The organism is Streptomyces sp. NRRL F-2664 (assembly GCF_000719345.1).
Lineage (GTDB): Bacteria > Actinomycetota > Actinomycetes > Streptomycetales > Streptomycetaceae > Streptomyces.
Window position 1 is genome coordinate 33,844 of record NZ_JOFX01000016.1, and the last position, 13,064, is coordinate 46,907.

General features: G+C 71.7%; 11 protein-coding genes. 8 read left to right on the top strand and 3 right to left on the bottom strand.

Features of this window, described 5'->3' with window-relative positions:
- Nucleotides 1-13 precede the first annotated feature (13 nt).
- Nucleotides 14-1,219, bottom strand: coding sequence for a methyltransferase (locus IF89_RS0116340; protein ID WP_030767671.1), 1,206 nt, complete (start codon nt 1,217-1,219; stop codon nt 14-16).
- 172 nt (nt 1,220-1,391) lie between these two features.
- Nucleotides 1,392-1,748 (bottom strand): tetratricopeptide repeat protein, encoded by a 357-nt coding sequence (locus IF89_RS0116345; RefSeq protein WP_030767674.1) that lies wholly within the window; start codon nt 1,746-1,748, stop codon nt 1,392-1,394.
- Between the two features lie 104 nt (nt 1,749-1,852).
- Between IF89_RS0116345 and IF89_RS0116350 the strand changes: the two genes are divergently transcribed.
- The 5 genes from IF89_RS0116350 (at nt 1,853) to IF89_RS0116365 (ending at nt 10,100) form a co-directional block, all read left to right on the top strand.
- Nucleotides 1,853-2,818 carry a pirin family protein gene (locus IF89_RS0116350; protein WP_030767677.1) on the top strand — a complete coding sequence of 322 codons (966 nt, stop codon included), beginning with the start codon at nt 1,853-1,855 and terminating at the stop codon, nt 2,816-2,818.
- A 95-nt stretch (nt 2,819-2,913) separates the two neighbouring features.
- Nucleotides 2,914-4,467: a sigma-70 family RNA polymerase sigma factor gene (locus IF89_RS0116355; protein ID WP_030767681.1), complete on the top strand. Its 1,554-nt coding sequence runs from the start codon at nt 2,914-2,916 to the stop codon at nt 4,465-4,467.
- Nucleotides 4,468-4,918: 451 nt separating this feature from the next.
- A complete protein-coding gene (locus IF89_RS45980; RefSeq protein WP_158717870.1) occupies nt 4,919-5,074 on the top strand; it encodes a hypothetical protein in 156 nt (51 codons plus the stop codon).
- Nucleotides 5,071-7,434: a non-reducing end alpha-L-arabinofuranosidase family hydrolase gene (locus IF89_RS0116360; protein WP_030767684.1), complete on the top strand. Its 2,364-nt coding sequence runs from the start codon at nt 5,071-5,073 to the stop codon at nt 7,432-7,434. Before IF89_RS45980 ends, IF89_RS0116360 begins: the two co-directional genes overlap by 4 nt.
- Before the next feature lie 41 nt (nt 7,435-7,475).
- A complete protein-coding gene (locus IF89_RS0116365) occupies nt 7,476-10,100 on the top strand; it encodes an RICIN domain-containing protein (protein WP_030767688.1) in 2,625 nt (874 codons plus the stop codon).
- 63 nt (nt 10,101-10,163) lie between these two features.
- On the opposite strand, the gene IF89_RS0116370 is transcribed toward IF89_RS0116365, so the two are convergent.
- The gene (locus IF89_RS0116370) at nt 10,164-10,505 is read right to left on the bottom strand and encodes a DUF3140 domain-containing protein (protein WP_030767690.1); all 342 of its coding nucleotides are present in this window, start codon (nt 10,503-10,505) and stop codon (nt 10,164-10,166) included.
- Between IF89_RS0116370 and IF89_RS45985 the strand changes: the two genes are divergently transcribed.
- The 3 genes from IF89_RS45985 (at nt 10,485) to IF89_RS0116385 (ending at nt 13,012) form a co-directional block, all read left to right on the top strand.
- Entirely contained in the window at nt 10,485-10,652 is a 168-nt protein-coding gene (locus IF89_RS45985) for a hypothetical protein (protein WP_158717871.1), read from the top strand. The two genes, IF89_RS0116370 and IF89_RS45985, sit on opposite strands and share 21 nt — an antisense overlap.
- A 293-nt stretch (nt 10,653-10,945) precedes the next feature.
- On the top strand, nt 10,946-12,304 hold the full coding sequence (locus tag IF89_RS0116380) for a lysine N(6)-hydroxylase/L-ornithine N(5)-oxygenase family protein (RefSeq protein ID WP_030767692.1): 1,359 nt from the start codon (nt 10,946-10,948) through the stop codon (nt 12,302-12,304).
- Between the two features lie 63 nt (nt 12,305-12,367).
- Nucleotides 12,368-13,012, top strand: coding sequence for a hypothetical protein (locus tag IF89_RS0116385; protein ID WP_107047290.1), 645 nt, complete (start codon nt 12,368-12,370; stop codon nt 13,010-13,012).
- The last annotated feature ends 52 nt before the right edge of the window (nt 13,013-13,064 follow it).

Here is a 13,064-nt window from a genome sequence, read left to right on the forward strand (position 1 = left end):
CACATAGGGCGGGTCAGTCAGGGCGGTGCCCCCGCGGACGGTCCTCCTTGACCGCCCGCAGGACCACGAACTTCGGTTCGCTGGCCACGACTTCGCTGTTGCCGAAGAGCCGGCGCAGGTGCGTGTGATAGCCCATGTGCCGGTTGGCGACGACCCACAGCTCGCCGCGCGGCCGCAGCGCCTTGCGCGACTGGGCGAACATGCGCAGCGCCGTCGCGTCCGACGTCGCCTGGTGGGAGTGGAAGGGCGGGTTGCACAGGATCAGGTCGACCGAGCCCGGGTCGAGCATGGCGACGCCGTCGCCCACGAGGAAGTCGGCCCGCTCCCGCTCGCGGTGCACATTGGCACGGAACGTGGCCTTGGCCGAGGCGATCGCCTGGTACGACTCGTCGGTGAACACGACCTCGGCCCGCGGGTCGGCGACGGCGACGGCGGTGCCGACGATGCCGTTGCCGCAGCCCAGGTCCACGACCCGGGCGCCGTTCGTGTTGGTCGGGATGCTCTGCAGGAAGAAGCGGGTGCCGATGTCGAGCCGGTCCGCGCAGAAGATGCCCGCGTGGTTGACGGCGGTCAGCCCGGCGCCCGAGCCCGCGTCCTGGTCCAGCTTGTACGTCACCGGCCACGGGTCGTCGCCGCGGGTCCCGCCGGCGGCGGCGGGCGTGCAGAAGATCAGCCGGGCCTTCTTCTCGGCGAGCGAGGTCCTGGTCGGGCCGAGGATCCGCTCGAAGAGGTTCAGCGTGGAGGTGTGGATCTCCTTGACCATTCCCGTGCCCACGATCACGGTGCCCGCGTGCACGTGCGGGGCCAGCCGGTACAGCTGGTCCTCCAGCAGGGCCAGGCTCTTGGGCACCCGGACCAGGAGTACGTCGATCCGCTCGGGCGGCGGGTCCTGCGTGGTCAGCAGCCGCACCGTGGACTTGGCGGTGCCGATCCCGGCCCGGTCGAGGTTGGCGGCGGTACTGGCCCGGGACAGGTACGAGTCGGTGATCTGCGTCGGGCGGAACGCGGCCAGTGCCGTCGTCAGCGCCCCCCAGCGGTCACCGAGGACGGTGATCTGCCCGGCGCCGGCCAGGTCCACCGGACCGCGTTCCCCCGTACCGGAGGCGAGGTGGCGCAGCAGGTACTCGTCGGCGGCGTCCCAGGCGCGGAGCCGGTCGCGCGGGTCCTCCGGGAAGCGGGAGAGCTCGTAGGAGCCGAAAGGCGTGGTCAGACGGTTCATCGTGCCCCCAGGCTAACCGAGGCGGCGCCCCGGCCCCGCACGCACGGGCCGCAGGCGCCCGGCGCGGGCCCGCTTCAGGGGCGCCGCCCGACGCCGGGGCCACCGGGTGCGGGTCCGCGCGGGCGGGGCGCTACTGCGTGACGGCCCTCGCGGGCGGGCCGGGGGTCCCCTGTCAGGGCTGCTCGGGGAACTCGCCGGCCATGGCCGCGGCCATCCGCAGGTAGGGGCGGGCCTCGGCGCCGCGCCCCATCCGCTCCAGGGTGCGGCCGAGCATGAGCTGCGCGTAGTCCTCCACGGGCCAGCGCTCCAGCACGGAGCGCAGCTCGCGCTCGGCACGGGACAGCTGCGCGGAGTGGTAGTAGGCGCGGGCCAGCAGCAGCCGCGGAGCCAGCAGCTCGGGGGCCTGGCCCGCCAGCGACTCCAGGATGCGGGCGGCCGTCGCGTACTCCCGCGCGTCGAAGAAGAGCTGGGCGCGCGCCCAGCGCTCGGCTGCCGTCCCGTGCTCGAAGTACTCCGCCGGCGCGTTCATCGCGTCCCTTCCGCCGTTCAGGTGGTTCGTCCGACGCCTCCAACACGCGGGGCCACCGGAACATTCCGCTCAACAAGGCGCTCCCGCGGGGCTAGGTTGTGCGCATGAGCAATCTCGATCGCCAGCCCGCTCTCTCCGTCTGCGGCGGCCGTGGTTTCGTCGTGGCCGAGCCGGTGCGCGAGCTCCTCAGCCCGCGCACGGTCAAGCTCGGGGAGTCCACCGAGGTCCGCCGACTCCTGCCGAACCTGGGCCGCCGCATGGTGGGCGCCTGGTGCTTCGTGGACCACTACGGCCCGGACGACATCGCCGACGAGCCGGGCATGCAGGTCGCGCCCCACCCGCACTCCGGACTCCAGACGGTGAGCTGGCTCCACGAGGGCGAGGTGCTGCACCGCGACAGCGTCGGCAGCCTGGAGACCATCCGCCCGCGCGAGCTGGGCCTGATGACCTCCGGCCGCGGCATCAGCCACTCCGAGGAGAGCCCGCGCCCGCACGCGCGCCTCCTGCACGGCGCCCAGCTGTGGGTGGCCCTGCCCGACGCCCACCGGAACGTGGAACCGCACTTCCAGCACCACGCTGACCTGCCGCAGGTGACGGCTCCCGGCGTGACCGCGACGGTCATCCTCGGCACCCTGGACACGGCGACCTCGCCCGGCACGGCGTACACCCCGATCGTGGGCGCCGACCTGGCCCTGGCGGCGGGCGCGCAGACCCGCCTCCCGCTGGACCCGGACTTCGAGTACGCCGTCCTGTCCATGTCGGGCGAAGCCCACGTCGACGGCGTCCCGCTCCTCCCGGGCTCGATGCTCTACCTCGGCTGCGGCCGCACGGAACTCCCCCTGCGCGCGGTCTCGGACGCGGGCCTGATGCTCCTGGGCGGCGAACCGTTCGAGGAGGAGATCGTGATGTTCTGGAACTGGATCGGCCGGTCCCACGACGAGATCGCGCAGGCCCGCGAGGACTGGATGAACGGCACCCGCTACGGCGAGGTCAAGGGCTACGACGGCCCCCCGATCCCCGCCCCGGAACTGCCCCCGACTCACCTGAAGCCGCGGGGTCGCGTGCGCTGACCTGCCGGTTTGTTCAGCGATGCGCCGGGGGCGCGGGCTTTGGTCGCACACCTTTGCGGACGCTAGGGTCTGACGCCGTGACGAGGATTGTGGGGATGGGGCTCACGGACGCGGACTGTGCGGGGCTGGTTGTCGCGGCGCAGGCCGGGGATGCCCGGGCGCGCGAAGAGCTGATCGGCGCCCACCTGCCGTTGATCTACAACATCGTCCGACGAGCCCTGAGCGGACATGCCGACGTCGACGACATCGTCCAGGAGACGCTGCTGCGCGTGGTGCGCGATCTGCCTGCCCTGCGCGCCCCCGACAGCTTCCGCTCCTGGCTGGTGTCGATCACGCTCCGCCAGATACAGACCCACTGGCAGCGGCAGCGTGCGCTCACCGGCCGGACCGCGGTCATCGACGAGGCACTCCACATACCGGACGCCGGCCCCGAACCCGAGGACGCGGCGATCCTGCGTCTGCGTGTGTCGGACGAGCGCCGTCGGATCGCCGAAGCCGGTCGGTGGCTCGACCCGGACCACCGGGTGCTGCTCTCGCTGTGGTGGCAGGAGCGCGCCGGACTGCTGAGCCGTGAGGACGTCGCCGCCGCGACGGGCCTCACTGTCGCCCACGCCGGAGTGCGCCTGCAGCGCATGCGCGAGCAGCTGGAGCTGAGCCGGACGATCGTCGCCGCGCTGGCGGCCGACCCGCGCTGCCCGCAGCTGGGGGAGACCGTCGCCGGATGGGACGGTCTGCGTACCTCGGTGTGGCGGAAACGCATCGCGCGGCACACCCGCGACTGCCCGGCCTGCACGGCGACGACGGCGAACCGGGTCCCCGCTGAGCTGCTGCTCCTCAGCCTCGCGCCCCTGGCCGTCCCGGCCGGACTCGTCGCCACTCTGACCGCCAAGGGCCTGCTGTCGGGTTCGGCTGCGAGCGCTGCCGGGCCGGCCATGGTCCCCGTTGCCGCCGCCGCGGCGGCGAAGGGTGGCAGTCTGCACGGCGCGATGACCGGCACCCTCCACGCGGTGACCGCTCATCCCCTGGCAGGCCTCGCCGCCGGCGCGGTGCTCATCGCCGGGGCCGCCACCTACGCGGCCTGGCCGGAACCGGCGCCCCCGGCGCCCGGCGTCACCGCCGCTCCTACGGTCGGCCATCCCACGCCGGTCCCGTCGGGCACCCCCACGTCGGCCGGACCGCCGTCGGCGAGTCCGTCCGCCGCAGCAGCAGGCACAGTGGGTCTGGGCGCACAATCACTGGAGTCAGCGGACCAACCGGGCCTCTACCTGACGTATTCCGGCGACTTCGCGACGCTGGACCGGGTCTCCGCCTCCAGCAGCAAGCAGGCACGGCAGCGCGTCACCTTCACGGTGGTCCCGGGGCTCGCCGACACACGGTGCGTCACCTTCCGTGCAGCCGACGGCCGTTACCTGCGGCACCACTACCTGCGGCTGCGGCTGAGCACCGACGACGGCAGCGAACTGTTCCGGAAGGACGCCACCTTCTGTCCGCGCGCCGGGGCGGTCGCCGGGTCGGTGACCCTGGAATCGCACAACTACCCGGGGTCGGTCCTTCGCCACCGCGACGGCGGCATCTGGCTCGACGGCTCCGACGGCACCCGGGCCTTCGCCGGCCAGGCCTCCTTCGTCGTCCGCAAGGCCTGGTCCTGAGCATCGCTCGCTGAGCATCGCGCACGCAGCGGTGCGGAGACAGCGGGCGAGCCCGCAGCCGACCCCAGTACGGCGCAGTGCACATCCCTGCCGTGGGCCGCCCGCGTGCCGCACCGGTCCGGGGGTGATCAGCCTGCCGCGGCGGGCGCCTCGCCGCACCGGTCGCCCCGAAGGCCGGCCACGGCGACCGCCGGCCGGTGCTCCGACGAACAGCGCTGCGGAGCAGCACGGCCTCCCCTTCCCCATGGACGACCGGACGGACGGGCTGGGCGTAACACTTTTTGCCTGCGAGATGCATCACGGGGCACATCGCCGGGGTGGCGCGACTTTTCCGTTACGCGGACAGGCGCCCTGGAGCCTCCACTTCGTGGGGTTCTTCCCGCCTCTCACCGTGCGAGCCGGCGTGACAGGCCCCATCACCCCTTGGCACATCTCCGGAAGAAAGCGCCCCATGACGCGACATACCCGTGAACACCGCGCGCCCCGTACGCAGGACCGGCGCCTGGTCCTGCACCGCACCCACCCCGCGGCGGACCAGGCCGTACCGGCCGATGCACCCGCGATCACGCACCCCGAGGCGACCCGAGACCACCGAGGAGCAGCATGAAGGCCCTGCACCGGCGCGGTCTGCGTCACCGGGCACTGGCGATCGGACTGTCGGCCGCGGCGCTGGTGGGAGGTGTCGTGACGCTCCTCCCCAGCTCCGCCGGAGCCGCGACCCCCCTGGGCACGCAGGCGGCGCCCTCGGGCAGGTACTTCGGCACCGCCGTGGCCGCCGGCAGGCTCGGCGATGCGAGGTACACAGCCGTCCTGGACCGGGAGTTCAACATGATCACCCCGGAGAACGAGATGAAGTGGGACGCCGTCGAACCGTCCCGCGGCAGGTTCACCTTCGGCCCGGCCGATCAGATCGTCAACCGTGCCGCGGCGCACGGCCAGCGCCTGCGCGGCCACACCGCGGTCTGGCACTCCCAGCTCCCGTCCTGGGTCAGCTCCATCGGCGACGCGAACACCCTGCGCGGCGTGATGAACCACCACATCACCACCTTGATGACCCGCTACAAGGGCAAGATCCACTCCTGGGACGTGGTCAACGAGGCGTTCGCCGACGGCTCCACCCAGCACCGCGCCTCGGTGTTCCAGAACGTGCTGGGCAACGGCTTCATCGAGGAAGCGTTCCGCACCGCCCGGGCGGCCGACCCCTCCGCCAAGCTCTGCTACAACGACTACAACATCGAGAACTGGTCGGACGCCAAGACCCAGGGCGTCTACAGCATGGTCAAGGACTTCACGTCCCGTGGCGTGCCGATCGACTGCGTCGGGTTCCAGAGCCACTTCGGCGCCGGCGGCCCCCCGGCGAGCTTCCGGACCACCCTGGCCAACTTCGCCGCCCTGGGCGTCGACGTCCAGATCACCGAGCTGGACATCGCCCAGGCGTCACCGGCCCACTACGCGAGCACGGTGCAGTCCTGCCTGTCCGTGGCCCGGTGTACCGGCATCACGGTCTGGGGAATCCGCGACAGCGACTCCTGGCGCAAGGGTGAGAACCCCCTGCTGTTCGACGGCAACGGCAACCCCAAGGCCGCCTACACGGCCGTCGTGAACGCCTTCAAGGCATCCCCCGGTACCGGCGCCGGCAGCGGCACGATCAAGGGCGTCGCCTCCGGCCGCTGCATCGACATCCAGGGCTCCACCACGGCCAACGGTACCCAGGCGCAGCTGTGGGACTGCCACGGACGGACCAACCAGCGCTGGACCCACACCGCCGGCAAGCAGCTGATGGTCTATGGCAACAAGTGCCTGGCCGCCAAGGGCAAGGGCACCCGCAACGGCACCGCCGTGGTCATCGAGGTCTGCGACGGCGGCGCCGGCCAGCAGTGGAACGTCAACGCCGACGGCACGATCTCCGGGGTCCAGTCCGGGCTGTGCCTCGACGCGGTCGGTGCGGCCACCGCCAACCGCACCAGGATCCAGCTGCACACCTGCTGGTCCGGCGGCAACCAGAAGTGGTCCGGCCCGTCCGGGACGCAGGCCACGCCCGCGCCGACGGGCACGTGTGCTCTTCCGGCGACGTACCGGTGGACGTCGACGGGTGCGCTGGCGCAGCCGGCGAACGGGTGGGCCTCGCTGAAGGACTTCACCCACGTGACGTACAACGGCAAGCACCTGGTTTACGGGTCGAACTTCTCGGGATCCGCCTATGGCTCGATGATGTCCGGGCCCTTCACGAACTGGCCCGACATGGCGTCGGCCCGCCAGACCGGGATGGGCCAGGCCGCGGTGGCTCCCACACTGTTCTACTTCGCGCCCAAGAAGATCTGGGTGCTGGCGTACCAGTGGGGGGCGTGGCCCTTCATCTACCGCACGTCGAGTGACCCGGCCGACCCGAACGGCTGGTCCGCGCCCCAGCCGCTGTTCACCGGCAGTATCCCCCGCACCGAGTCCCCCACCGGCCCGATCGACCAGACGCTGATCGCCGACGACCGGAACATGTACCTCTTCTTCGCCGGTGACAACGGCAAGATCTACCGGGCGAGCATGCCGATCGGGAACTTCCCGGGCAACTTCGGCTCCTCGTACACGACGGTCATGAGCGACACGCCCGAAAACCTCTTCGAGGCGCCGCAGGTCTACAAGGTCCAGGGCCAGAACCAGTACCTCATGATCGTCGAGGCGAGGGGTGCGCACCAGGCCCGCTACTTCCGCTCCTTCACGGCCTCCAGCCTGAACGGCCCGTGGACCCCCCAGGCCGCCGACGAGAAGAACCCCTTCGCGGGCAAGGCGAACAGCGGTGCCACGTGGACCAACGACATCAGCCACGGTGACCTGGTCCGCGACAACCCCGACCAGACCATGACCGTCGACCCCTGCAACCTGCGGTTCCTCTACCAGGGCAAGGCGCCCACGGCGGACGGCCCCTACGACCGACTGCCCTACCGGCCGGGTCTCCTCACCCTGCAGCGCTGACCTGCCCGATCCACAGACATACGCAAGGAGAACCACCCCCCATGAAGAACCCCACGGGCGGCGAGCGCCGCGGACGTCACCGCCGTCGCCGGATCGGGACCGGAGTGCTGATCGGTGTGCCCGTCGTCCTCGTGCCGTACCTCCTGTACGTGCAGGACAAATCGCAGGCGGCGACGGTCGACGCCAACGCCTACTACCGGCTGGTCTCCGTACGCAGCGGCAAGGCGCTGGACGTCAACGCCTTCTCCACCGCCGACGGAACCCGTATCCAGCAGTGGACCGACCAGAACACCGCCAACCAGCAGTGGAAGCTGCGACCCACCGGGGACGGCTACTACGAGCTGGTGAACCGCAACAGCGGCAAGGTGCTGGGCATAGCCGGCGACTCGACCGCCCAGGCCGCCGCCGAGCAGCAGGCCGACGGCTCCTCCACCTCCCAGGAATGGCGGATCGGCGACGTGAGCGGTTCCGACGCCGTCGTCCTCACCTCCCGCAGGAGCGGCCAGGTCCTGGACGTCTCCGGCAACTCCATGGCAGACGGCGCGGCAGTCATCCAGTACCGCGGCCACGGCGGCACCAACCAACAGTGGAAGCTGGTGAAGACGCCCGGGACCAAGGCGTCCGGATCCGGCCCCTACACGTGGCGGAACGCCCAGGTGGTGGGTGGCGGCTACGTCACCGGCCTGGTGTTCAACCCGCGGGAGAAGGGCCTGCTGTACGCGCGTACCGACATGGGCGGCGCCTACCGCTGGGACACCGGGGCCGAGCAGTGGATCCCGCTGACCGACTGGCTCGGCGAGAAGGACTGGAACCTGCTGGGCATCGACGCACTGGCCACCGACCCCGTCGACCCGGACCGGCTCTACCTCGCCACGGGCACCTACACCAACGACTGGGCGGGCAACGGAGCGATCCTGCGCTCCAAGGACCGCGGGCGCACCTTCCAGCGCACCGACCTGCCCCTCAAGCTGGGCGGCAACGAGGACGGCCGCGGGGCGGGCGAGCGGCTGGCCGTCGATCCCGCCGACAACGGCACCCTGTTGCTGGGCACGCGCAAGAACGGCCTGTGGCGCAGCACCGACCACGGAGCGACCTGGAGCCAGGTCTCCTCGTTCCCCGTCAAGAACGGGGCGGGCAGCGGCGCGGGCATCTCCTTCGTGACGTACGGCCCGGCCGGCAGCAGGACGGTCTACGTCGGCGTCGCCGACAAGTCCACCTCCCTGTACCGCTCCACCGACGGGGGCAGCACCTGGCAGGCCGTCCCCGGGCAGCCCACCGGCCAGATGCCGCAGCACGGTGTGCTCTCCGGTGACGGCTCGCTGTACCTGACGTACACCAACGCCCTCGGCCCCAACGGCGTGACGGGCGGCTCGGTGTGGAAGCACACGCCGGCCGCCGGGGCGTGGAAGAACGTCTCCCCGTCCCAGGGCAACTACGGGTTCTCCGGCCTGGCCGTCGACCCGCGCAAACCCTCCACGGTGATGGTCACCACCCTCGGCCGATGGTGGCCTGAGGACGAGATCTACCGGACCACCGACGGCGGCACGACGTGGAAGGCCCTGGCCGCCACGTCGGTGCGGGACGCCTCCGCCGCTCCGTACGTGGGCACCGGCACCGGGCACTGGATGACCGCCCTGGCCATCGATCCCTTCGACTCCGGCCACGTGCTGTACGGCACCGGCAGCGGCATCCTGCGCAGCAAGGACGCGGGCGCCTCCGACAGCGGCGGCACCAGCCACTGGAGCGTGGGCGCCCGCGGGCTGGAGGAGACCGCACTGCTGGACGCGATCGCCCCGCCCGGCGGCGCCCACGTCATCACGGCCATGGGCGACCTGGGCGGTTTCCGCCACGACTCCCTGACCGAGGTGCCCCCCGGGCGGCTGAAGAACCCGATGATGACCAACAGCACGTCCCTCGACTTCGCACAGTCCAACCCCTCGATGATGGTCCGCGTCGGCCGTGGTGGCGCGCAGGACGGCGCCTACTCCACCGACGGCGGCGGCAGCTGGAACGGCTTCGCGTCCGAACCGGTGGCCGGCGCCGACAGCGGCCGGGTGGCGCTCTCCGCCGACGGCTCGACCATCGTGTGGACGCAGGCCGGCCAGGCCCCGTACCGCTCGACCGACAGGGGAGCGAGCTGGTCGAAGGTCAGCGGCCTGGGCAGCGACGCCGTTGTCGTCGCCGACCGCTCCTCGGCCGGGACGTTCTACTCCTTGGCCGGCGGCACGCTGTACGCCAGCACCGACGGTGGGGCGACCTTCAGCGCCCGGGCCGCGGGCCTGCCCGCCGACGGCTGGCTCGAGGCCGTCCCCGGAGCCGCGGGCGACCTGTGGATCGCCGGCGGTGGCCAGGGGCTGCTGCACTCCACCGACGGCGGCCGCACCTTCACCCGGCTCGCCCCGGTGAAGTCGGCCTCCGCCGTCGGTTTCGGCAAGGCCGCACCGGGCGCCTCCTACCAGGCCCTGTACCTGATCGGCACCGTCAAGGACGTCAGCGGCGTCTTCCGCTCCACCGACAAGGGTGCCACCTGGCTCCGCGTCAACGACGACGCCCACCAGTGGGGCAGCATCGCGGGCGCCGGCGTCATCACCGGCGACCCCGACGCCTTCGGCCGCGTGTACGTCGGCACCAACGGACGCGGCCTCCAGTACGGCGACCCGTCCTGACCCATGCGCCTGGGCGGGGCCGCAGGCCGGGCGGCCTGCGGCCCCGCCACGGCCGAGGGTCCGCTACTTGAGCGGATCGTGGCCCCAGTTCATCAGCGAGTAGCGCCATCGGGTGTCGGTGACGTCGCCGCTCGGGCGTTGTTCGATGTGACGGTGGACGTAGCCGACGACCTTGCGCATGTGGCCCAGGTCGTCGCTGGTGAGGTCCGCCTTCTTCTTGCGTAGAAGTCCGACGATGCGGCGGCCGGAGGCGTGCCCGACGCTTTCGCCGCCGTCGCTCTGTCCGACGCTCTTCGAGTCCTCGGTGTCCAGCCAGCTCTCCAGCTCGCCGGCGGTCATGTTGACGGCGTCGGCGAATGCCTCCTGAATGTCGTCCTGGCCCTCGTGCCTGCGCTCGGCTGCCATCAGGCCCTGCCCTTCCTGACCAGACCGTCCTTCACCATGCTGTTCTCCTCGCTACGTCCGGTGGTGCGTTCGCTGGTGGTGGTCCGGCACGTCCTGCGGACCGCCCTCCCCACGCTCATGCACGCGACGGGATCGCGCACCCGCTGAGAGGTACCCCGGCGGACGGGGGTGGAGCGATCGAATGCTTGTACGGCGGTTCCCGCGGCAGTGAGGAAGGAACGGTGCCCGACGGTCGAGCGCCGCGCGGCGGACCCCTGCGCGTGCACGCCGGTGGGTGTCGGGTGTCAACCCCGATACAAGCCAAGGGACTTGGTCGTTGTGGCCCCTTGACACCGGCTGGGTGCCGGGGTGACGGTTAGGTCTGCCTAACCTTAGTGGGCTGGACGGTGGGTGCGCCCCGTCCGCAGGCGTCGCTACTCGGCTTCAACGGAAGGACCAGCATGTCGGGACGCCGTGAGGACAGCGGTCAGCCGGCCCAGGACCTGGTCGGCATAGGCTTCGGGCCGTCCAATCTGGCGCTGGCCATCGCGGTCGCCGACCACAACCGGCGCGACGGGCAGCGTGCTCTGCGTGCCCGGTTCGTCGAGCAGCAGGAGCGTTTCGGGTGGCACCGAGGCATGCTGCTGGAAGGCGCCACCATGCAGGTCTCCTTCCTCAAGGACCTGGTCACGATGCGTGATCCCGGCAGTCGCTTCTCCTTCCTGATGTACCTTCAGGAACGCGGCCGACTGGCGGACTTCATCAACCAGAAGACCTTCTTTCCCACACGGCTCGAATTCCACGACTACTTCGAGTGGTGCGCAGCCGAGTTCACGGACCGTGTCGCCTACGGTCGGCGCGTCACCGGGATCAGGCCCGTCCGCACCGCCGACGGGCGGGTCGAGGCGGTGGACGTGCTCTGCGCGAGCAGCGTCGGGGACGCGCCCCGGGAAACCGTTCGGACGCTCAACATCTCGGTCGGCACCGGTCTGACCCCCCGGCTCCCCGAAGGGGTGGCGGCCGGCGAGCATGTGTGGCACACGCGGGACCTCCTCTTCAAGGCCTCCGGGATCAAGGAGCCGCGCCATCGGCGGTTCGTGGTCGTCGGGGCCGGGCAGTCTGCCGCGGAGGCCGCCGACTACCTGCACCGCACCTTCCCCGAGGCGGAGGTCAACGCGGTCTTCTCGCGCTACGGCTACAGCCCGGCGGACGACAGCCCCTTCGCGAACCGGATCTTCGACCCGTCGGCGGTCGACGCGTTCTTCACGGCGCCGGCGGAGGTGAAGCAGGACCTCTACGGCTACCACCGCAACACCAACTATTCCGTCGTCGACGGCGACCTGATCGAACAGCTCTACCGCACCCACTACCAGGAGCGCGTCGCCGGACGTGAGCGCCTGCGCATCCTCAACACCTCGGAGCTCGGCGAGGTCGAGCACCTCGACGACGGCGCCCGCGTGGTCGTCCGGTCGCTGACGACCGGAGAGCAGCAGGTCCTCGACTGCGACGCCGTGGTCATGGCGACCGGATACCGGCCCGTCGACCCGCGTGCGCTGCTCGGTGAACTCGCCGCGGACTGCCTCACCGACGGGGAGGGCCGGCTCCGTGTCGACCGCGACCACCGGGTGCTGATGGCCGATCACATCGACGTGGGCGTCTACCTCCAAGGGGGGACCGAGCACACGCACGGCATCACCTCCTCCCTGCTGTCGACCCTCGCCGTCCGCTCGGGGGAGGTCTGCGACTCCCTGTTGCTGCGGCGTACCGCGCGGGCCCTGCGGGCCGACCGGGGGCGGGAGACCGACCCCGTCCGGGGCTGAGGGCAGCACGGTGGAAGATCCGGTCGGCGGCCCGGTGCGCCGTCGGCCGCGGCAGGGGGAGTGGTGTACGAGGCGGAGGAGCCCCGAGGCACGTCGGAGGCCGCCGATACGGCCGCATGGGTGGTCGGGTGGCTGGGTGCCCGTGACGAGGTGGAGCGGAGACTGAGCGAGCCGCTCGGCGGCCCCACCAGCCAGCGGGACGACACCGTCGCACGCATGGCCGACGCGCTGCAGGCCACGGCACACGGGCTGGACCACGACGCTGCCGCTGTCTGGGCCGGGATACCGAGCCGCATGCTGCGGAGCTGGCTGTCGATGGACCCCGCCTTCGCGGCGGCCATGGCCGCCGCCGCTGCCCTGGCACAGGCACACGGGGTCCGCCCTCGGCATCGGATCACCCCGGCGACGATCCGGGTCGCGCTCAGCGCCATCGCCCGGGGCGATACCTGGCCGGCCGCAGCGAAGTCGGCCGGGATCCCGGTCCGGCGGTTCCGGGAGCTCTGGCAGGCCTCGCCGGCCATGGCCGCCCTCGTGGACGCCGCACAGCGGGCCCGCCGCAGCGGCAGAGGCACACAGCACTTCCTCCCCACGGTGTCCCGTCGCCGACGCCCCCGCCGTCCGGCGGCGGCGGACCGGCCGAGCTACCGGCTCGTACAACGGGACGACCCGATGATCTCGGGCTCTGCGCCGGAACGCGACCAGGACTGACGGCGCAGGTGCCGCGCGCCGACCTCGGGCCGGCCCAGCCCCCCCGCCGGCC